Origin of the sequence: Actinosynnema sp. NPDC053489 (genome assembly GCF_044544865.1) — a bacterium.
In the GTDB taxonomy this organism is placed as follows: domain Bacteria; phylum Actinomycetota; class Actinomycetes; order Mycobacteriales; family Pseudonocardiaceae; genus Actinosynnema.
Genome location: NZ_JBITXT010000010.1, coordinates 236,560 through 257,092, shown reverse-complemented (window position 1 = coordinate 257,092; position 20,533 = coordinate 236,560). Strand labels below are relative to the sequence as shown.

The 20,533-nt window shown below is 72.9% G+C and carries 17 protein-coding genes; 9 read left to right on the top strand and 8 right to left on the bottom strand.

The window, feature by feature from the left end; all coding sequences use genetic code 11:
* The first annotated feature begins 32 nt into the window (after nucleotides 1–32).
* Complete coding sequence (locus ACIGNX_RS23815; protein ID WP_396542887.1) at nucleotides 33–1,283, top strand: glycosyltransferase family 4 protein; 1,251 nt, start codon at nucleotides 33–35, stop codon at nucleotides 1,281–1,283.
* Between the two features lie 13 nt (nucleotides 1,284–1,296).
* On the opposite strand, the gene ACIGNX_RS23810 is transcribed toward ACIGNX_RS23815, so the two are convergent.
* Nucleotides 1,297–2,223 carry an NADP-dependent oxidoreductase gene (locus ACIGNX_RS23810; protein ID WP_396542939.1) on the bottom strand — a complete coding sequence of 309 codons (927 nt, stop codon included), beginning with the start codon at nucleotides 2,221–2,223 and terminating at the stop codon, nucleotides 1,297–1,299.
* An 82-nt stretch (nucleotides 2,224–2,305) separates the two neighbouring features.
* Here ACIGNX_RS23810 and ACIGNX_RS23805 point away from each other — a divergent pair, with 82 nt between their 5' ends.
* Nucleotides 2,306–2,713, top strand: coding sequence for a winged helix-turn-helix transcriptional regulator (locus tag ACIGNX_RS23805; protein ID WP_396542886.1), 408 nt, complete (start codon nucleotides 2,306–2,308; stop codon nucleotides 2,711–2,713).
* Here ACIGNX_RS23805 and ACIGNX_RS23800 read toward each other — a convergent pair.
* Nucleotides 2,710–3,456, bottom strand: coding sequence for an acyltransferase (locus tag ACIGNX_RS23800; RefSeq protein WP_396542885.1), 747 nt, complete (start codon nucleotides 3,454–3,456; stop codon nucleotides 2,710–2,712). The two genes, ACIGNX_RS23805 and ACIGNX_RS23800, sit on opposite strands and share 4 nt — an antisense overlap.
* Nucleotides 3,457–3,514: 58 nt before the next feature.
* Between ACIGNX_RS23800 and ACIGNX_RS23795 the strand changes: the two genes are divergently transcribed.
* Nucleotides 3,515–4,462 (top strand): nucleoside hydrolase, encoded by a 948-nt coding sequence (locus ACIGNX_RS23795; RefSeq protein WP_396542884.1) that lies wholly within the window; start codon nucleotides 3,515–3,517, stop codon nucleotides 4,460–4,462.
* Here the strand turns inward: ACIGNX_RS23795 and ACIGNX_RS23790 are convergent.
* Genes ACIGNX_RS23790 through ACIGNX_RS23775 form a run of 4 tightly spaced genes read right to left on the bottom strand, consistent with a single transcriptional unit; the run spans nucleotide 4,436 to nucleotide 8,120 of the window.
* A complete protein-coding gene (locus ACIGNX_RS23790) occupies nucleotides 4,436–5,584 on the bottom strand; it encodes a class I SAM-dependent methyltransferase (RefSeq protein ID WP_396542883.1) in 1,149 nt (382 codons plus the stop codon). The genes ACIGNX_RS23795 and ACIGNX_RS23790 overlap by 27 nt on opposite strands.
* Nucleotides 5,584–6,537, bottom strand: coding sequence for a class I SAM-dependent methyltransferase (locus ACIGNX_RS23785; protein ID WP_396542882.1), 954 nt, complete (start codon nucleotides 6,535–6,537; stop codon nucleotides 5,584–5,586). The genes ACIGNX_RS23790 and ACIGNX_RS23785 overlap by 1 nt, the downstream gene beginning before the upstream one ends.
* On the bottom strand, nucleotides 6,527–7,306 hold the full coding sequence (locus ACIGNX_RS23780) for an enoyl-CoA hydratase/isomerase family protein (protein WP_396542881.1): 780 nt from the start codon (nucleotides 7,304–7,306) through the stop codon (nucleotides 6,527–6,529). The genes ACIGNX_RS23785 and ACIGNX_RS23780 overlap by 11 nt, the downstream gene beginning before the upstream one ends.
* A 37-nt stretch (nucleotides 7,307–7,343) precedes the next feature.
* On the bottom strand, nucleotides 7,344–8,120 hold the full coding sequence (locus ACIGNX_RS23775) for an ABC transporter ATP-binding protein (RefSeq protein ID WP_396542938.1): 777 nt from the start codon (nucleotides 8,118–8,120) through the stop codon (nucleotides 7,344–7,346).
* A gap of 176 nt (nucleotides 8,121–8,296) precedes the next feature.
* On the opposite strand from ACIGNX_RS23775, the gene glgX reads away from it, so the two are divergent.
* The 4 genes from glgX (at nucleotide 8,297) to ACIGNX_RS23755 (ending at nucleotide 12,958) form a co-directional block, all read left to right on the top strand.
* Entirely contained in the window at nucleotides 8,297–10,405 is a 2,109-nt protein-coding gene (gene glgX / locus ACIGNX_RS23770) for a glycogen debranching protein GlgX (RefSeq protein ID WP_396542880.1), read from the top strand.
* 312 nt (nucleotides 10,406–10,717) lie between these two features.
* On the top strand, nucleotides 10,718–11,296 hold the full coding sequence (locus tag ACIGNX_RS23765) for a cysteine dioxygenase (protein WP_396542879.1): 579 nt from the start codon (nucleotides 10,718–10,720) through the stop codon (nucleotides 11,294–11,296).
* On the top strand, nucleotides 11,293–11,679 hold the full coding sequence (locus ACIGNX_RS23760) for a rhodanese-like domain-containing protein (protein ID WP_396542878.1): 387 nt from the start codon (nucleotides 11,293–11,295) through the stop codon (nucleotides 11,677–11,679). The genes ACIGNX_RS23765 and ACIGNX_RS23760 overlap by 4 nt, the downstream gene beginning before the upstream one ends.
* 163 nt (nucleotides 11,680–11,842) lie before the next feature.
* Complete coding sequence (locus ACIGNX_RS23755) at nucleotides 11,843–12,958, top strand: hypothetical protein (RefSeq protein ID WP_396542877.1); 1,116 nt, start codon at nucleotides 11,843–11,845, stop codon at nucleotides 12,956–12,958.
* 4 nt (nucleotides 12,959–12,962) lie between these two features.
* On the opposite strand, the gene ACIGNX_RS23750 is transcribed toward ACIGNX_RS23755, so the two are convergent.
* Both ACIGNX_RS23750 and glgP read right to left on the bottom strand, forming a co-directional pair.
* On the bottom strand, nucleotides 12,963–13,469 hold the full coding sequence (locus ACIGNX_RS23750; protein WP_396542876.1) for a hypothetical protein: 507 nt from the start codon (nucleotides 13,467–13,469) through the stop codon (nucleotides 12,963–12,965).
* Between the two features lie 142 nt (nucleotides 13,470–13,611).
* Nucleotides 13,612–16,173 (bottom strand): alpha-glucan family phosphorylase, encoded by a 2,562-nt coding sequence (gene glgP / locus ACIGNX_RS23745; RefSeq protein ID WP_396542875.1) that lies wholly within the window; start codon nucleotides 16,171–16,173, stop codon nucleotides 13,612–13,614.
* 447 nt (nucleotides 16,174–16,620) lie between these two features.
* Between glgP and ACIGNX_RS23740 the strand changes: the two genes are divergently transcribed.
* Together ACIGNX_RS23740 and treS are read left to right on the top strand one after the other, a co-directional pair.
* The gene (locus tag ACIGNX_RS23740; RefSeq protein WP_396542874.1) at nucleotides 16,621–18,597 is read left to right on the top strand and encodes an alpha-1,4-glucan--maltose-1-phosphate maltosyltransferase; all 1,977 of its coding nucleotides are present in this window, start codon (nucleotides 16,621–16,623) and stop codon (nucleotides 18,595–18,597) included.
* A gap of 121 nt (nucleotides 18,598–18,718) precedes the next feature.
* A complete protein-coding gene (treS, locus tag ACIGNX_RS23735) occupies nucleotides 18,719–20,530 on the top strand; it encodes a maltose alpha-D-glucosyltransferase (protein WP_396542873.1) in 1,812 nt (603 codons plus the stop codon).
* The last annotated feature ends 3 nt before the right edge of the window (nucleotides 20,531–20,533 follow it).

Here is a 20,533-nt window from a genome sequence, read left to right as displayed (position 1 = left end):
AGCGTACCGGCTCGAGGATGCGAGGATGGCCCATGCGCGTGCTGATGTTGTCGTGGGAGTACCCGCCGGTCGTCGTGGGCGGGTTGGGCAGGCACGTGCACGCCCTGGCCGGCCACCTGGCGGCGCGGGGGCACGACGTGGTGGTGCTGTGCCGGCAGCCGGCGGGCACGGACGCCGTCACCGATCCCACGTCGGACGAGGTGGTCGGCGGCGTGCGGCTGATCCGGGTGGCCGAGGACCCGCCCCACCTGGTGTTCGAGCGCGACCTCGTCGCGTGGACGCTGGCGATGGGCCACGCGATGACCCGGGCCGGGCTGGCGCTGCTGCGGGACTGGCGGCCGGACGTCGTGCACGCGCACGACTGGCTGGTCACGCACCCCGCGGTCGCGCTCGCCGAGCAGTGCGGCGCGCCGCTGGTGGCGACGGTGCACGCGACCGAGGCCGGGCGGCACAGCGGGTGGCTGTCGCAGACGTTGAACCAGCAGGTGCACTCGGTGGAGTGGTGGCTGGCGAACCGCGCGGACGCGCTGATCACGTGCTCGTCGGCGATGCGGGCCGAGGTGGCGCACCTGTTCGACGTGGAGCGGTCGTCGGTCACGGTGCTGCACAACGGCATCGAGCCGAGGCGGTGGCGCGTGCGCCCGGCGGACGTCGCCGCCGCGCGCGCCGCGCACAACCCGTCGGGCGGGCCGCTGCTGCTGTTCTTCGGCCGGTTGGAGTGGGAGAAGGGCGTGCAGGACCTGATCGCCGCCCTGCCCCGGGTCCGCCGCGCCCACCCCGGGACGAGGCTGGTCGTCGCGGGCACCGGCACCCACCGGGACTGGCTCGTGGAGCAGGCGCGCAAGCACAAGGTGCGGCGGGCGGTGGACTTCGTGGGCCACCTGTCGGACCGGGCGCTGGCGGCGACCCTGGCGGCGGCGGACGCGGTCGTGCTGCCGAGCAGGTACGAGCCGTTCGGCATCGTGGCGCTGGAAGCGGCGGCCGCCGGCACCCCGCTGGTCGCGTCCACCGCCGGCGGGCTGGGCGAGGTGGTCCTGGACGGCGTGACGGGCCTGTCCTTCGCGCCCGGCGACGTCGACGGCCTGACCGCGGCCGTGCGCTCCGTGCTGGACGACCGCCCCGCCGCCCGGCGCCGCGCCCGTGCCGCGAAGGCGCGCCTGGCCACCGACTTCGACTGGGCGGAGATCGCCGCCGACACCGCCGCCGTCTACGCCTCGGCCACCGCCCGCGCCCACCCGCCGCTCGGCCGGCCGAAGATCCCGACCGGCAACGCGTTCCTCTAGGCCGGGCCGCGCCTCAGAGGGTGAGCACCAGCTTGCCTGCGGTCCGGTTGGTCTCACCGACCTCGTGCGCCTTGACGACCTCCTCCAACGGGAACACCTCGGCCACGACCGCTCGGAGCTCACCGCGCTCCACCAGCCCGGCCAGGTGCTCCAGCGCGGCGTGGTCCGGGGCCACGGACACGGTGGTGGCGCGCACACCCAGCGGTTCGGCCGCGGCGAGGAGCTCCGGCAGCCGGCTCGGGTCGGTCAGGCCCACGTACACCCCGCCCGGCCGGAGCACCCGCATCGACCGCTCCTCGTAGTCGCCGCCGACCGGGTCGACCACCACGTCGACGGCGGCCGGCTCGCCGAAGTCCCGCGCCCGGTAGTCGACCACCTCGTCGGCGCCCAGCTCGCGCAGCAGGTCGTGCTTGCCCGCGCTCGCGGTGCCGATCACCCACGCGCCGAGCGACTTCGCCACCTGCACCGCGAGGTGCCCGACACCGCCCGCGGCGGCGTGGACCAGCACCCGGTCGCCCGGCGTGACGCCGGCGGCCTCGGTGAGGACCTGCCACGCGGTGAGCCCGGCCAGCGGCAGCGCGGCGGCGTGCACGTGGTCGACGTTGGCCGGCTTGCGGGCGAAGTGGCGCGCGGGAGCGGCGACGTACTCGGCGTACGCGCCGGCCGGGCGCGGCAGGTGGGGCATCCCGAACACCTCGTCGCCGACCTCGAACCGGTTCTCCCCGGGCGGCACGGACACCACGACACCGGACACGTCCCAGCCGGGCACCCACGGGGTGGTGAACCAGAAGCCGTGCCGCCGCACCAGCCAGTCGAACGCGTTCACGCCCGCCGCGCGCACCTCGACCAGGACCTCGCCCCTCGCGGGCTCGGGCCGCTCGACCGACCGCACCCGCAGCACCTCGGGCTCGCCGAAGTCCTCGACCACCACTGCCCGCATCTCGTTGCTCGTCATGGTCGAAACGATCGTCCACAGTGGTACCCGTTGTGAAGAAGGCACCCAGATGGTATCTAGGTACCTCATGTATACCGTCACCGACCTGCGCGCCCACGGCGGTGCGGACGCCTACCTCCGCAGCTGCGCCTCACGGGCGGTGCTCGACCTGCTCGCCAACAAGTGGGTGTGCCTGGTCATCGGCGCGTTGCGGCCGGGCACCATGCGCTTCGGCGAGCTGCGCCGCCGCCTCGACGGCATCACCCAGAAGATGCTCACGCAGACGCTGCGCGACCTGGAGCGGGCCGGTCTCGTGCACCGCGCCGTCTACCCGAGCGTGCCGCCGCGCGTCGAGTACCGCCTCACGCCGCTGGGCGAGGACGTGGCCGGCCTGATGGACGCGATCAGGGCGTGGTCGGAGAACCACATCGAGGACATCCGCGCCGCGCAGGAGGAGTACGACCGCAAGGCGGGCGAGGAGTTGCAGCCGGTCTAGGAGCCGTCGCGGGACCGCTCCAGGGCTTCCCGCGCCTTGCGGGCCATGTCGGCGACGGCGGCACGGCGCTCGGCGTCGGCCTCGTAGTCCGCGCGCCGGTCCTTGACCACCCGCGCCGGCAGGCCGACGGCGATCTTGAAGTCCGGCACGTCGCCGCGCACCACGGCGTGCGCGCCGATCACGCACCCGCGCCCGATCCGCGTGCCGCGCGTCACGGTGACCTTCGTGCCGAGCCAGCAGTCCGGCCCGATGCGCACCGGCGACTTCACGATGCCCTGGTCCTTGATCGGCAGCGTGATGTCGGCCGTGACGTGGTCGAAGTCGCAGATGTAGACCCAGTCGGCGATCAGGGTGGCCGCGCCGATCTCCACGTCGAGGTAGCAGTTGACGGTGTTGTCCTTGCCGAACACGGCCTTGTCGCCGATCCGCAGCGACCCCTCGTGGCAGCGGATGGCGTTGCCGTCGCCGATGTGCACCCAGCGCCCGATCTCCAGCCGGCCGTAGCCGGGGCGGCAGTGCAGCTCGACCTTGCGGCCGAGGAACACCATGCCCCGCAGCACCACGTGCGGGTTGGCGACGCGGAACTTGAGCAGCCGCCAGTACCGCACGAGGTACCAGGGCGTGTACGCGCGGTGCCGCAGGACCCAGCGCAGTGACGCCGCGGTGAGGAACCGGGCCTGCGCCGGGTCGCGGCGCGTCCGGCGCCACCTCGTCCACACCGGCGCACCCCACATGCTGGTCACGCGGGCACTCTAGCCGGCGCCCCCGGTCACCGCGCCCGCGCCGTGCCAGAGTGTGCCCGTGCCCATTCCCCTCATCATCGACACCGACCCCGGCGTGGACGACGCGTTCGCCCTCGCCCTCGCCGCCGCCAGCCCCGAGGTCGAGTTGATCGGGGTGACGACGGTCTTCGGCAACGTCTCCCTGGAGAACACCACGCGCAACGCCCTGCGCCTGCTCGCCCTCCTCGGCCGCGACGACGTGCCGGTCGGCGTCGGCGCGTCCCGGCCGCTCGTGCACCCCCAGCCGCACCTGTCCAGCGCCCACGGCTCCGACGGGCTCTCCGGCTACGCCGGCACGCTGCCCGAGCCGACCCGCGGCCCCGACGCGCGCGACGCCGTCACCCTCCTGCGCGAGCTGCTCGACGCGGCCGACCGGCCCGTCACCGTCGTGCCCATCGGCCCGCTCACCAACATCGCGCTGCTCCTGGCCGCCCACCCGCACGTCAAGGCGAAGATCGGCCGGCTGGTCGTCATGGGCGGCGGGGTGACCGGCGGCAACGTCACGGCCACGGCCGAGTTCAACGTGTGGAGCGACCCCGAGGCCGCGCGCCGGGTGCTGGTCGAGGAGGACGTGCCCACGACCCTGGTGCCGATGGACCTCACCCGCCGGTGCGCGGTCGCCGGCGGGTGGCTCGCCGAGCTGGCCGGGACCTCCGAGGTGGCCGCCGCGCTGGTCGGCCTCACGCCCGACTACCTCGCCACCTACCGCCGGTTCCTCGGCTGGGACGGCATGGCGGTGCACGACGCGGTGGCGGTGGCGGAGGCGGTGCGGCCCGGCATCCTCACGTCCACCGCGTTCCCGGTGGACGTCGACTGCTCGTTCGGCCCGAACCGGGGCGCGCTCGTGGTCGACCGGCGGCTGGAGGTGGACGCGCCGAAGGAGCTCGACATCGCCCTGGACGCCGACCTCGACGGCCTGCGCGCGTTCCTGTTCGACCGGCTAGGTGCGCTCGGCGCGCGCCAGTAGGTAGACGGGACGGCGGCCGATCCTGGTCAGCGCCACGGTCGCGGAGCCGGACCCGGACAGCTTCAGCCTCGGCCGCAGCGCGTTCGGGTCCACGTCCAGCCCGCGCACCAGGATCTCCAGCCGGCCCACGTCGTGCGCCCGCAGCACGGACCGCAGCGCCTTCTCGCTGTAGTGCCCGTGCTCGACCACCCGGAACGCGCGCACGCCCGGCGGCGGCACGGGCCCGGTCAGGTAGGCGATCCGCTCGTCGAGCTGCGCCAACCCGTGCCGCGCCGCGTAGTGCCGCACGAGCCCGGCCCGCACGACCGCGCCGTCCGGGTCGACCAGCCACTCCTGCGGCTCGCGCACCTCGCAGTCGTCGGGGTCGGCGGAGGTGACCGTCCACTCCGGAGCGCCCGACCGCAGCACGGTCGCCCGCCGCGACACGCCCGGTGTGGCCAGGCCCCGCGTCCACAGGCACGCCTCGCGCACCTGCCCGTCCAACGACACCAGCTCGACCTCGTCGGCCCAGGGCGCGACGGCGAAGTCCACGCCCGGCGCGCACTTCACGGCCAGGTCGCGGTCGGCGTAGGCCGACGCCAGCTCGTCCAGCGGCGGCGCGAAGTCCGACGGCCGCCACGTGCGCCGCCCGCTCGCGTCGCGCCGGGCCGGGTCGGCCAGCACGGCCGTGCCGCGCGACACCGGCCGCAGCGCGTCCGCCCGCACCAGCGGCACCGCGTCGCCCAGGTTGTGCCGCGCCATGGCCAGCCGCACCGGGTCGAGGTCGGACCCGACCGAGCCCTCCGGCAACGCCGCCAGGTCCGCCCCGATCGAGCACGTCACGTCGTGCGCGGGCCCGGTGAACCGGCGGGCCCGGTGAACCGCGACCGGGTGCGCGGTGGCCTGCTGGAGCGCGTCCGCGGTGAACAGCCCGTCGGTGAACGCGAGCTTGCCCGCCTTGCGCCGCAGCAGCACGGTCTCCAGCACGGCCGCGAAGTGCTCCGGCGCGACCTCCCTGGCCCGCCGCACGTCCGACAACCGCGACGCGTCCACCAGCGGCAGGTCGGCCAGCGCCGACAACGCGGCGCGCCCGGCGCCCGAGCGCAGGTACGCCACGTCGTCGAGGCTGAACGCGTAGGCCACTAGACCGGCTTGCGACCCGTCACGGAGACGTTGTAGAACACCTCGCGCGGCAGGACCTTGGCCAGCACGTTCTCGTCCACCCAGGACAGCCGCTGCCAGGTGCGGTAGGCGAACATCGCCCAGCCGAAGCCCAGCTTCTCCCGCGGCACGGCGGCCTCGAACGTGCGCACCGGCCAGCCGAACAGCGCCGCCGACAGCTCCTCGGTCACCGCCCGCACGCCGACCGCGCCGGCCGACCGGGCCGTGCGCTCCAGCTCGGACGGGTCGAACGTGTGCAGGTCCACCACCGCTTCCAGCGCCGCGGCCCGGGACGACTCGTCCAGCTCCTCCTGCGGCCTGCGCCAGCCGGTGAGCGGGCCCAGCCTGGTGACGTTCGTGGTCAGCCACCAGGTGAGCTGCCCGAGCTTGCGCGCGTAGAAGTTGCCGATGTTGGTCGGGTCGCCCGCGAACACGAACTTCCCGCCCGGCTTGAGCACCCGCAGCACCTCGCGCATCGCGGCGGGCACGTCCGGGATGTGGTGCAGCACCGCGTGCCCCACCACCAGGTCGAACGTGTCGTCGTCGTACGGGATGCGCTCGGCGTCGGCCACGCGGCCGTCCACCGGCAGCCCCAACCCCTGCGCGTTGCGCAGCGCCACCTCGACCATGCCCGGCGAGAGGTCGGTCACCGAACCGCGCTCGGCCACACCGCCCTGCATCAGGTTCAGCAGGAAGAACCCGGTGCCGCAGCCCAGCTCCAGCGCGTGCCCGTACGGCCCGGCGTCGCCCGCGACCGCGCGGAAGCGGTCCGTGGCGTAGGTGATGCAGCGCTCGTCGTAGGAGATCGACCACTTCTCGTCGTACGTGCCGGCTTCCCAGTCGTGGTAGAGCACGTTGGCGAGCTTGGGGTCGCGGTACGCCGCCTCGATTTCCTCGACCGTGGCGTGCGGGTTGGGCTTGGGATCAACGGCCACTGAACTTCGCCTTCCCCGGGCCGTTCTCGATGAACGACGCCATGCCGGTCTTCTGGTCCTCGGTGGCGAACATCGCGGCGAACAGCTGGCTCTCCAGCCGCAGCCCGCTGCCCAGGTCGGTGTCCAGGCCGCCGTCGATCGCGGCCTTCGCGGCGGCGTAGGCGCGCACGGGGCCGTTGACGAACTGCCCCGCCCACCGCCTGGCCGCCCCGTACACGTCGTCGGGCGCCACGACCTCGTCCACCATGCCGATGCGCAGCGCCTCCTCGGCGCCGACGAACCGACCGGTGTAGATCAGGTCCTTGGCGCGCGACGGGCCGATCAGCCGCGGCAGGCGCTGGGTGCCGCCCATGCCCGGGATGACGCCGAGCAGGATCTCCGGCTGGCCCACCTTGGCGTTGTCGCCGGCGATCCGCCGGTCCGCGCACAGTGCCAGCTCGAACCCGCCGCCCAGGGCGTAGCCGGTGATGGCGGCCGCGGTCGGCTTCGGGATCTCCTCGACCGCCCGCAGCGCCGAGGTGAACGCGCCCGCGCGGGCGGCCATGTCGGCGTAGGACAGCTCGGCCATCTCCTTGATGTCCGCGCCCGCCGCGAACACCTTCGGGCCGCCGTACACGATCACCGAGTACACGTCCGACCGCTCGCCCGCCTCCAGCGCGGCGGACCGGATCTCCTCCTGGACCTGCCGGTTGAGCGCGTTCATCGGCGGGCGGTCCAGCCGGATGGTGCCGATGCCGTCCTCGACTTCGAGCCTCACGAACTCAGCCACGCGGTCCTCCTCGACCTCGGTCGGTGCGCCTCGCAGGTTACCCCTCGGTAGTTTTGCGGCGGGCGAAGTACCGGTCACCCGCCCGCTGGAGCTCCAACGGCTGGTCGAACGTCTTCGACAGGTTCTCCTCGGTCAGCACGTCGTCCAGCAGGCCCTGCGCCACGACGCCGCCGTCACGCAGCAGCAACGCGTGCGTGAACCCGGGCGGGATCTCCTCCACGTGGTGCGTGACCAGCACCGTCGCCGGCGCGTCCGGGTCGAGCGCCAGCTCCGACAGCCGGGCCACCAGGTCCTCCCGGCCGCCCAGGTCCAGGCCCGCCGCCGGCTCGTCCAGCAGCAGCATCTCGGGGTCGGTCATCAGCGCGCGCGAGATCAGCGTGCGCTTGCGCTCGCCCTCGGACAGGGTGCCGTAGGCGCGGTCGGCCAGGTGCTCGATGCCCATCGAGGCCAGCAGCTCCCGCGCGCGACCCGTGTCGAGCTTGTCGTACTCCTCGCGCCACCGGCCCAGCACCGCGTACCCGGCGCTGACCACCAGGTCGACCACCTTCTCGTCCGGCGGGATGCGACCGCTCAGCGCCGCCGAGCACAGCCCGATGCGGGGCCGCAGCTCGAACACGTCGGTCCTGCCGATCCGCTCGCCGAGCAGGTGCACCTCGCCCTTGGTCGGGTGCAGCTCGGCGCTCGCCAGCCGCAGCAGCGTGGTCTTGCCCGCCCCGTTCGGGCCGAGCACGACCCAGCGCTCGTCCAGCTCCACGCTCCAGTCGACGTCCCCGACCAGCGTGGTCTTGCCACGTCGAACCGAAACACCCTGCATGTGGATGACCAGATCTTCGTTTTCCACGCCTGCCCTCGCCCCGTCGATGCACCGCCACCGCCATTGTTCTGCACCCCCTCCCGCGCGCGGTCCGGTGGGGGGAGGTACCGGCGGGGCGGTGAAGCTCACCGCGCTCGCGCCCGCACCGGGCGTGGTCTGCTGGAAAGATCGGACGCATGGCTGCCGACTCGATCCTGCTCGCGGGCCGACCGTTCCCCCTCGGGGCGCACCCCGAGGCCGGAGGTGTGCGCTTCGCGGTCTCGGCGCCACCCGCGCACGCGGTCGAGGTGTGCCTGATCAGCGAAGACGGCACCGAGAAGCGGGTGGAGCTGACCGAGCGCACGTTCGGCGTGTGGCACGGGCTGATCTCCGGTGTCACGCCCGGCCAGCGCTACGGCTACCGCGTCCACGGCCCGTACGACCCGTCGCGCGGGCTGCGGTGCAACCCGGCGAAGCTGCTCGTCGACCCGTATGCGACGCGGATCACCGGCGAGTTCACCGATCTGGATGCCGCGCTGGGCTATGTGGGTGACCCGATGCTCGGCGGGCCGTCCGCGGTCGACTCGCTGGGCAGCGTGCCGCTGTCCGTGGTGACCTCGCCCGGCGGGCCGGACACCGGCGTGAAGCCCGAGGTGCCGTTCGAGGAGGCGGTGATCTACGAGCTGCACGTGCGGGGGTTCACCCGGCGGCACCCGGCCGTGCCCGAGCACCAGCGCGGCACGTACCTGGGGCTGGCGCACCCGGCCGTGCTGGAGCACCTCACCCGCCTGGGGGTGACGTCGGTCGAGCTGCTGCCGGTGCACGCGTTCGTCGACGAACCGTCCCTCATCCGCGGCGGCAGGCACAACTACTGGGGCTACTCCCCGCTGAGCTACTTCGCGCCGCACCCCGGCTACGCCAGCGAGCCCGGCCGCGAGGTCGAGGAGTTCCGCACGATGGTGGCCGCGCTGCACTCGGCGAACATCGAGGTGATCCTCGACGTGGTCTACAACCACACGTGCGAGGGAGGGCCGGAGGGCCCGACGCTGTGCTACCGCGGCTTCGACGCGCCCGGCTACTACCTGCACATCGACGGCGGCGGCACGTTCGACATCACCGGCTGCGGCAACACCACCGAGGCCGGGTCGCCGCAGTTCGTGCGGCTGGTGACGGACTCGCTGCGGTACTGGGCCACCGAGATGGGCGTGGACGGGTTCCGGTTCGACCTGGCCTCCACGCTGGGCAGGCCCGGCGGCGGCCGCTTCGACCGGGCGTCGGCGATGCTGACCGCGATCACGTCGGACCCGGTGCTGTCGCGGTGCAAGCTGATCGCCGAGCCGTGGGACGCGACCGGCGACGGCTACCGGGTGGGCGACTTCGGCGTGCAGTGGGCGGAGTGGAACGGCCGGTACCGCGACACCGTGCGCGACTACTGGCGGGGCATGACGAGCGTGCGGGACCTCGCCTACCGGCTGTCCGGGTCGTCGGACCTGTACGCCGACGACCTGCGGCGGCCGTGGCAGTCGATCAACTTCATCACCGCGCACGACGGGTTCACGCTGCGGGACCTGGTGTCGTACAACGAGAAGCACAACCTGGCCAACGGCGAGGACAACCGCGACGGCACCAACGACAACCGGTCGTGGAACTGCGGTGTCGAGGGCGGGACGGACGACCCGGAGGTGCTCGGGCTGCGGGCCAGGCAGGCGCGCAACCTGTTCGCCACGCTGATGCTGTCGACCGGCACGCCGATGCTCACCGCGGGTGACGAGCAGTGGCGCACGCAGGGCGGCAACAACAACGCCTACTGCCTGGACGACGAGACGTCGTGGGTGGACTGGGAGCCGGGCGAGGAGGGCGAGGCGATGCTGGCGTTCGCGCGCCGGGTGATCGCGGTGCGGGCGGCGTCGCCCGCGCTGCGGCAGCCGCAGTTCTTCGACGGCCGCACCACCGCGTCGGGCGCGGCGGACCTGGTGTGGTTCCGGCCGGACGGCGAGGAGATGGCCGAGACGGACTGGTTCGACGACGGCCGCCGGTTCCTGGGGATGTGGATCGACGGGTCGAACAGCCTGTCGCGGTCGCGGGACGGCGAGCTGGTGTCGGACGACTCGTGGCTGCTGCTCGTGCACGCGGGCGCGGACCCGGTGGAGGTCACGCTGCCGGGGCCGGAGTACGGCAGGCGGTACACGCCGACGATCGACTCCACGACCACCGACGGCGCGCCCGCGCACCCGTCGAGCCTGCCCGCCGGCGCGCCGATCGTGATGGAGGGCCGGTCGCTGCTGCTGCTGCGGGTGCCGCGCTGACCGGGTCCGCTCCGCCCGGGCGCCCGTTCGCCCGACTGCCTCGGTGGCCGCCTGGCTCGGTGGCCGCCTGGCTCGGTGGCAGAGGCAATCCTGCCTGGTGAGAGCGCTCGGCGCGGGTCCGCCGGTCCGTGGCACGATGCCGGGGTGGGCCGTCCGCTGCTGACCTGGTGCGACCGCACGATCGACCTCCTCCTGGTGGCGTCGTGCGGGTGTAGCGGGACGCGACGCGGCCCCTCCCGCTGCGCGGGTTGACACCGCGTCGCGTCTTGATCGCTACCCCGCCCGACCCGTAGCCATCAGGAGCGACACACCGTGACCGCGACGATCGCGCGCGCCGACCTGCACCCCGGGCTCGACGTGCCCTTCCTGCGCGACATCATCCACCCCGAACGCGAGCTGTGGACGCCGCGCGAGCTGCGCGAGCTGACCTCCACCGTCGCCTCCGAGCTGACCACCCCGCTGCTCGGCATCCTGCGGTACGACCCGGAGCAGCGCTGGTGGGCGCGGCTCGGGCTCACCGAGGGCGTCGAGCTGTGGCTGCTGAGCTGGCTGCCCGGCCAGGGCACCGAGCCGCACGACCACGGCGGCGCGGCGGGCTCGTTCACCGTGCTGACCGGCGAGCTGGCGGAGGACTACCGGTACCCCGGCGGGCCGATCCGCAGCGCGGCCCGGCCCGTGGGCAGCGCCCTGGGCTTCGGCGCGGGCCGGGCGCACCAGGTCGTGAACCGGGGCGCGGTCGGCGCGGCGAGCGTGCACGCCTACTCGCCGCCGCTGGTGCCGACCCGGGAGTACCCGAGCCTCGCCGACATCCCGCACGAGATCCCGCCGTTGCCCGCCCTGCGGCTGCCGTTGGAGCAGCTGCGCGTTCTGGCCGACCAGGAGGGCCCGTGAGCGCCGAGGAGTTGCTGGACGAAGCACGCCGGTCGTTGACCCGGGTCGAGCCGCACGAGCTGGCCGGGTTGTCGGACGTGCTGGTGGTCGACATCCGGCCGCACCACAACCGCGCCGAGGAGGGCGAGATCCCCGGCTCGATCCCGGTGGAGCGGATCGTGCTGGAGTGGCGGCTGGACCCCGGGGGCGAGCACCGCATCCCCGGCTTCACCGCCGACACCACCGTGGTCGTGCTGTGCAACGAGGGGTACGCGTCCAGCCTGGCGGCCCGCGACCTGCAACGCGTGGGCCTGCCGAAGGCGACGGACCTGGTGGGCGGCTTCCGCGCCTACGCCGCCGCCGGGCTGCCCGTGCGGCCGGGCGCGACGCAGGCCGTCACCTGACCGCTCCCGAACGTCGAGCTCAAGGGCCCTGACCGTTCGACACACGGGCCCCCAACGTTCGACACACGCGTGTGTCGAACGCTCGGGGTCGGTGTGTCGAACGCTCGGGGACCCCGAATTGCGCGTTCGGGAACCGCGGCGCGGGTGGTCGCGTCTGCTGGACGTGGGGAAAGTGCTGACCGGGCTCGCCCTGGTCGTCCTGGTGCTCTGGCGGCCCGGGCTCGCGAGCTTCGGCGGCGCGGCGGTGGGCACGTGGGCCGTGCACGCGGTGCTGCAACTGGGGTTGCTCGCGGGCGCGCTGCTGTTCCGGGTGCGGGTGTCGCTGGTCGAGATCGGCGTCGGCGGCGAGGTGCGCACGTGGACGAAGCCGCACCGCCGGGTCGTGTGGCGGACGGTCCCGCTGCTGATGTCGCTCGGCCTCACGTCGATCAAGGCCCCGGTCCGGCGCAGGCTCTGGCTGACCGCCCTCACGTCGGCGCTCCTGACCGCCGCCGTCGTGGCCGCGGCCTGGCTCGTCGCCCTGCCCGCCGACCGGCCGTTCCCGCGCGGTTTCGCGGTCGCCGGCACGGCCGTGCTGCTCAACGGCCTGTGGCCGCGGCGCGGCGCGGGCACCACCTCGCCCGGCTGGTTCCTGTTCGCCCTGCCCCGGCTGTCCGGCCGCACGGCGGCGGAGTACGAGGCCACGCCCCTGGTCAACCAGGTGACCGACGCGCTGGAGGCGGGTGACCTCGACCGGGCCGAGGCGATCGCCGACGAGCTGGTCGAACGCCACCCCACGTTGCTGGTCTCGATCGGCGCACGCGCCTCCGTGCTCACCCTGCGCGCCCGGTACGGCGAGGCGTTGCACGCCGTCAGCGCGCTGATGGGGCGCACCGACCTCGAACCGCGCGACATGGCGTTCGTGCTGGCGTCGATGGCCAGTTCCACGGCCAACGCCGTCGAGGGCGGCCAACTGCCCGCGGAGGTCGGCGTGCCCGCGGCGCGCCGGGCGGCGGACGGGGCGATGAAGTTCGGCTACCCGCGCCACCGCTGCACGGGCACGCTGGCGCAGCTCGCCCTGATCGAGCACGACCACACCGCCGCCCTCGCGCTGGCCCGGCAGGCCAAGGCGACGAGCGAGAGCGGGCTGGCCCGCGCCGACGCCCTGGCCACGATCGCCCGCGCCCAGATGGCGGCCGGCGACAACGCGGCGGCACGGGCGACGCTCGTCGAGGCGCGGCGGCTCGCCGGCTGGCTGCCCCGGGTCGCCGAGACCACCGCCCGGCTCGACATCTCGTGACGGGCTAGGCGGGCGGGTTCGGCAGGGTCGGCAGCCCGCCTGCCGGCACGGGCAGGCCGCAGTTGCCGAGGGCGTCGCCCAACGTCTTCAACCACGTCTGCACCTCGTTGCGCAATTTTCCGGGATCGGGCGGGACCGCGCCGGGCACGATCTTGCTCAACACGCTCAGCAGGCCCGCGAAACCGGCCAGCGAATGCGAGAGGCACAGTTCCGGGCCCTGGGAACGGACTTCGGCCGGCGCGGTCGTCGGCGGCGCGGGCAGGCACTTCGCCGCCGTCATCGCCACCATGAGCCGCAACGCGTCGCCCAGCGGGACCACGGCCTTGTCGGGCGTGGGCGGGGTCGCCGCGAGCGGCTCCACCGCCTTCTTCAGCGTGTCCGCGAGCTGCGTGACCAGTCCCGCGCACGCGGCCGGCGGCTCCGCCGACAGCCGCCGCGCCGACGCGGCCGGGATCACGGCCAAGGCGAGCACCGCGGCCAGCACCGTTGCGATCGTCGCGAATTTCTGCACGCCGGAAGCGTAAGCGCGAGAACGCCGGCACCGGACGGCGAAAAGGACCAGTTCACCCGACCGAAGAAATCCCGCGCGAAAGCGTGAGGAAAAGCGGATCAGATGACCGCCGGTCACGCCGGCGGCCATCTGATCGAGTGAGTCAGCCCGCCAGCACGACCCGACCGAGTTCCGCGGGCGACGCCAGCAGGTCGTGCCGCGGCAGCACGCGCACGGTGTAGCCGACCGCGCCCGCGTGCGACAGCGGCACCTCGACCTCGTAGTTGCCGTTGCCCGCGTACCGCATCTCGTGCGTGACCACGTCGTACAGCTCGTCGGAGTCGCCGACCCGGCCCAGCGCCACCTGCACGTCCACTTCGGACGGTTCGAGGCCGGCCAGCTCGATCCGCGCCCGCACGCCCAGCCGGGAGCCGAGCCGCGGCGTGCCCGAGCCGTCCAGCGACATCTCCGAGTCCAGCACCCGCACCCGCGTCCACGAGGCCCGCAGCCGCTGCCGGTAGGCGGCCAGCTCCTTCGCGCCCCGGTACCCCTCGCCCACCACCGAGGCGGCCGACGAGGCGGCGGGCGCGTACAGCCGCTCCACGTACTCGCGCACCATCCGCGACGCCTGCACGGCCGGGCCGAGCGAGGCCAGCGTGTGCCGGACCATGGCCAGCCACCGGGTCGGCACGCCGTCCTCGCCGCGGTCGTAGAACAGCGGCGCGACCTGGCTGCCGAGCAGGTCGTACAGCGCGGCGGCCTCCAGGTCGTCGCGCCGGGTCGGGTCGGTGACGCCGTCGGCGGTGGGGATGGCCCAGCCGTTGCTGCCGTCGTACAGCTCGTCCCACCAGCCGTCGCGGATCGACAGGTTCAGCCCGCCGTTGAGCGCGGACTTCATGCCGGACGTGCCGCACGCCTCCAGCGGGCGCATCGGGTTGTTCAGCCACACGTCGCAGCCCCAGTACAGGTACCGGGCCATGGACATGTCGTAGTCGGGCAGGAACACGATCCGGTGCCGCACGCCCGCGTCGTCGGCGAACCGCACGATCTGCTGGATCAGCGCCTTGCCGCCGTCGTCGGCCGGGTGCGACTTGCCCGCCACCACCAGCTGCACGGGCCGCTCGGGGTGCAGCAGCAGCGAGCGCAGGCGGTCCGCGTCGCGCAGCATCAGCGTCAGCCGCTTGTAGGTCGGCACGCGGCGGGCGAAGCCGACGGTCAGCACGTCCGGGTCGAACACCGAGTCCGTCCAGCCCAGCTCCAGCGCCGACGCGCCCCGCTGCAACCACGAGGCGCGGGTGCGGCGGCGGACCTCGTGCACGAGCTTGGCCCGCAGGTCGTTGCGCAGCTCCCACAGCCGCTGGTCGGTGACCGGCTCGAACCCGTGCGCGCCGAGGCCCGCGTCCTCGGTGTCGCCGACGAGCCTGCTCATCTCGGTGGCCGCCCAGGTCGGGCCGTGCACGCCGTTGGTGACCGAGCCGATGGGCACCTCGGAGGCGTCGAAGCCCGGCCACAGGCCGCGGAACATGTCGCGGCTGACGGTGCCGTGCAGCTTGGAGACGCCGTTCGCGCGCTGGGCCAGGCGCAGGCCCATGTGGGCCATGTTGAACAGGCCGGGGTTCTCCTCCGCGCCCAGGGCGAGGACGCGCTGGGTGTTCACGCCCGGCAGCAGCGCCTCGGAGCCGAAGTAGTGCTGCACGAGGTCGACGGGGAACCGGTCGATGCCCGCGGGCACCGGCGTGTGCGTGGTGAACACCGTGCCGGCGCGCACCGCCGCGAGCGCCTGGTCGAAGTCCAGGCCCTCGCCCGTGACCAGCTCCCGGATGCGCTCCAGGCCGAGGAAGCCCGCGTGGCCCTCGTTCGTGTGGAACACCTCGGGGGCGGGGTGACCGGTCAGGTCGCAGAACGTGCGCACGGCGCGGACGCCGCCGACGCCCGCCAGGATCTCCTGGCGGATGCGGTGGTCCTGGTCGCCGCCGTACAGGCGGTCGGTCACGCCGCGCAGGTCGTCGTCGTTCTCCTCCACGTCGGAGTCGAGGAGCAGCAACGGGATGCGGCCCACCTGCGCCTTCCACACCTTCGCGCGCAGCACGCGGTCGCCGGGCATGGCGACGTGCACCAGGATCGGCGCGCCGGAGGGCTCGGTGAGCAGCTCCAGCGGCAGGCCGCGCGGGTCGAGGACCGGGTAGTGCTCGACCTGCCAGCCGTCCAGCGACAGGGCCTGGCGGAAGTAGCCGGAGCGGTAGAGCAGGCCGACCGCGATCAGCGGCACGCCCAGGTCGGAGGCCGCCTTGAGGTGGTCGCCCGCCAGCACGCCGAGGCCGCCGGAGTAGTTCGGCAGGGCCTCGGTGACGCCGAACTCCATGGAGAAGTAGGCGATGGCGCTCGGCAGCGGGTGCGCCCCCTGGTCGCGGCGCTGCGCGATCTCCTCCTGGCGGCGCTGGAACCAGCGCGGCCCGGTGGTGTAGCGGTGCAGGTCGTCGGCGAGGGCGTGGGCGTGGGCGAGGAACCCCTCGTCGCGGGAGAGCGCTTCGAGGCGCTCGGGCGCGACCACGGACAGCAGGCGCAACGGGTCGCCGCTCTCGGCCCACAGCTCGGGGTCGACCGACGCGAACAGGTCCTGGGTGGGCTGGTGCCACGTCCAGCGCAGGTTCGTGGCGAGGGTGCCCAGTGCCGCCAGCGGCTCGGGCAGGCTGGCTCGGACGGTGAACCGGCGAAGTGCTCGCATGGCGTCGGACCTTATCCCCCATCCAGCGGCCCGGGACAACGGTCACCCGAACCGATGCAGGGACCGATACAGCTTGAGCAGGGCAAACGGTGCGCTGCAAGTTGTTTCGCGCTCATTGCGCAAGTGGTGACGGCGCGGCGCGCACCCGTCCGACCCTTGCGCCGAACGGCGCAACGGGCGGTGCGCCGACCGCCGGGGTGGGCGCGCGGGGAGCCCGGTTGATCATTTCCCCGATCGTGTGATCGCGGTTCACCGAACGGTGTCGGCGTGGCAGCGGTCACGACACGGAATCGTGATCTTCCATAACGAGAAGGACCACACCGCCAAGTGTGCAATCCAACCAGAAGGGGTAGGAACAGCAGGTACGGGTCCCGGTGACGGCAGGTCCGATCGTGCCGGGCAGACTTGCACGCGCAAGCGTCACACCAGGTGAGAGGGGCGCTGCCGATGAGCGGACGACTCGGAATCGACGATGTCTCCCCGACCGTGAGCGGCGGTCGCTACCCGGCGAAGGCCGTGGTCGGCGAACACGTCCCGGTCGGGGCCACGGTGTGGCGCGAGGGCCACGACGCCGTGGCGGCCACGGTCGTGTGGCGGGGACCGAACGACCGGGTCGCCAGGCAGACACGCATGGCGCCCGAGGGCGTCGGCCTGGACCGCTGGGCGGCCACGATCGTGCCGGACGCCGAGGGCGCCTGGACCTTCCGCGTGGACGCCTGGAGCGACCCGTGGGCCACCTGGGTGCACGCCGTCGAGGTCAAGATCGCCGCGGGTCAGAGCGCCCACGAGCTGGAGAACGACCTGGAGGCGGGCGCGCGCCTGCTGGACCGCGTGAGCCGCCGCCCCGACCGGCGCCGGGAGAAGCCGCTGCTGGTCAACGCGGCCACCGCGCTGCGCGACGAGCACCGCCCCCTCCCCGAGCGGGTCGCGCCCGCCCTGGCGGCCGACGTCCGCCGGATCATGCACGAGCACCCGGTCCGCGAGCTGATCACCAAGGGCAAGCCCCAGAAGGTGTGGGTCGACCGGAAGCGGGCCGCGTTCGGGTCCTGGTACGAGTTCTTCCCCCGCAGCACGGGCGGCGTGGACGAGTCCGGCGTGCCGGTGCACGGCACGTTCGCCACCGCCACCAAGGAGCTGGACCGCATCGCGGCCATGGGCTTCGACGTCGCCTACCTGCCCCCGATCCACCCGATCGGCCGGGTGAACCGCAAGGGCCCGAACAACACGCTCACCGCCACCGAGGACGACCCGGGCTCGACCTGGGCCATCGGCGCCGACGAGGGCGGCCACGACGCGATCCACCCGCAGCTGGGCACGATCGAGGACTTCGACGCGTTCGTGGCCCGCGCCCGCGAGCTGGACCTCGAGGTGGCCCTGGACCTGGCGATCCAGTGCGCGCCCGACCACCCGTGGGTGCTCAAGCACCAGGAGTGGTTCACCACCCGCCCGGACGGCTCGATCGCCTACGCGGAGAACCCGCCCAAGAAGTACCAGGACATCTACCCGGTCAACTTCGACAACGACCCGCAGGGCATCTACAACGAGGTGCTGCGCGTCGTCCTGCACTGGGTCGACCACGGGGTGCGCATCTTCCGGGTCGACAACCCGCACACCAAGCCGCCGGACTTCTGGGCGTGGCTGATCTGGGCGGTCAAGGACCGCCACCCGGACGTGCTGTTCCTGTCCGAGGCGTTCACCCGCCCCGCCCGCCTGTACGGCCTGGCCAAGCTCGGCTTCACGCAGAGCTACACCTACTTCACCTGGCGCACGACCAAGGAGGAGCTGACCGAGTTCGGCACCGAACTGGTCGAGCACTGGGACGAAGCGCGGCCCAACCTGTTCGTCAACACCCCCGACATCCTGCACGAATCGCTGCAGCACGGCGGTCCGGGCATGTTCGCGCTGCGCGCGGCGCTGGCGGCGACGATGGCGCCGACCTGGGGTGTCTACTCGGGTTACGAGCTGTTCGAGCACGAGGCCGTCCGGCCGGGCAGCGAGGAGTACCTGAACTCGGAGAAGTACCAGCTCCGCCCCCGCGACTACGCGGCGGCGGTGGCCGAGGGACGGTCGCTGGAACCGTGGTTGCGCAAGCTGAACGCGATCCGCCGGGCGCACCCGGCGCTGCAGCAGATGCGAACACTGCGGTTCCACCACGTCGACAACCCGGCGTTGATCGCCTACTCCAAGCAGGACCCGGGCACCGGCGACACGGTCGTCGTCGTGGTCAACCTGGATCCGCACAACGCGCAGGACGGCACAGTCTGGCTGGACCTGCCCGCGCTCGGCGTCGAGTGGCACGAGCGGCTGATCGCGCACGACGAGGTGTCCGGGGAGACCTGGGACTGGGGTCAGGCGAACTACGTCCGCCTGGAACCCTGGCGCGCCCCGGCGCACATCGTCGGCGTGCTGCGCCGATCCGGCTGAGCCGCCCGCGCAGAGGACGAACAACCCAACCCGGTCCCCTTTACCGAGTCCCCGTGCCCGCCGAAGAGCACGAGGGACGATCGAACGCACCCCCAATGAGGTGGGACGAGGTGGAGCACACATGCAAGAAGAGGCCCGACCCGACGCCGCGCTGGTAGGTCTGGAGCACGTGCCGCACACCGGCGAGGCCATCGGCGCCGACGGCCTGCTGGTCGAGCCGCAGGCCGAGGACTTCCGGTCGGCCAAGCTGGCGCCGAGAGACCCGAACTGGTTCAAGGGCGCGGTGTTCTACGAGGTGCTGGTGCGCGCGTTCAGCGACAGCAACGGCGACGGCACCGGAGACCTGCGGGGCCTCGCGTCCCGGTTGGACTACCTGGAGTGGCTGGGCGTCGACTGCCTGTGGCTGCCGCCGTTCTACGCCTCGCCGCTGCGCGACGGCGGCTACGACATCTCCGACTTCCGCGCGGTGCTGCCGGAGTTCGGCTCGGTCGAGGACTTCGTGTACCTGCTGGACGAGGCGCACCGCCGGGGCATCCGGGTGATCACCGACCTGGTGCTCAACCACACCAGCGACGCGCACCCCTGGTTCCAGCAGTCGCGGATCGACCCCGACGGGCCCTACGGCGACTTCTACGTGTGGAGCGACGACGACCAGCGCTACGCGGACGCGCGGATCATCTTCGTCGACACGGAGTCGTCGAACTGGACCTACGACCCGGTGCGCGGCCAGTTCTACTGGCACCGGTTCTTCTCCCACCAGCCGGACCTGAACTACGAGAACCCGCACGTCCAGGAGGCCATGCTCGACACGCTGCGGTTCTGGCTCGACCTGGGCATCGACGGGTTCCGGCTCGACGCCGTGCCGTACCTGTTCGAGGCCGAGGGCACCAACTGCGAGAACCTGCCGCGCACGCACGACTTCCTCAAGCGCTGCCGCAAGGTCGTGGACGACGAGTACCCCGGCCGGGTGCTGCTCGCCGAGGCCAACCAGTGGCCGTCGGACGTGGTCGAGTACTTCGGCAACCCGGAGGTCGGCGGCGACGAGTGCCACATGGCGTTCCACTTCCCGCTGATGCCGCGCATCTTCATGGCGGTGCGGCGGGAGTCGCGGTTCCCCATCTCGGAGATCCTGGCGCAGACGCCGCAGATCCCCGACGGCTGCCAGTGGGGCATCTTCCTGCGCAACCACGACGAGTTGACGCTGGAGATGGTCACCGACGAAGAGCGCGACTACATGTACGCGGAGTACGCCAAGGACCCGCGGATGAAGGCGAACATCGGCATCCGCCGACGCCTGGCGCCCCTGCTGGAGAACGACCGCAACCAGCAGGAGCTGTTCACCGCGATGCTGCTGTCGCTGCCCGGTTCCCCCGTCCTGTACTACGGCGACGAGATCGGCATGGGCGACAACATCTGGCTCGGCGACCGCGACGCGGTGCGCACCCCGATGCAGTGGACCCCGGACCGCAACGCCGGGTTCTCCAGCTGCGACCCCGGCCGGATCTACCTGCCGGTGATCATGGACCCGGTGTACGGCTACCAGGGCCTCAACGTCGAGGCGCAGCTGAACAACCAGTCGTCGCTGCTGCACTGGACCCGGCGGATGATCGAGGTCCGCAAGCAGCACCACGCGTTCGCCGAGGGCGACTTCAGCGACCTGGGCGGCTCGAACCCGAGCGTGCTGGCCTACCGGCGGCGGTGGCGGCGGCCCGACGGCCACGAGGACGTCGTGCTGTGCGTGAACAACCTGTCGCGGTTCCCGCAGCCGGTCGAGCTGGACCTGTCGGAGCACCGCGGGAGCAGGCCCGTGGAGCTGACCGGCGGCGTGGTGTTCCCGACCGTGGGCGAACTGCCCTACCTGCTGACCCTGCCCGGTCACGGCTTCTACTGGTTCCAGCTCGTGGAAGCCGACGACGACAGCGAGCCGAGGTGATGG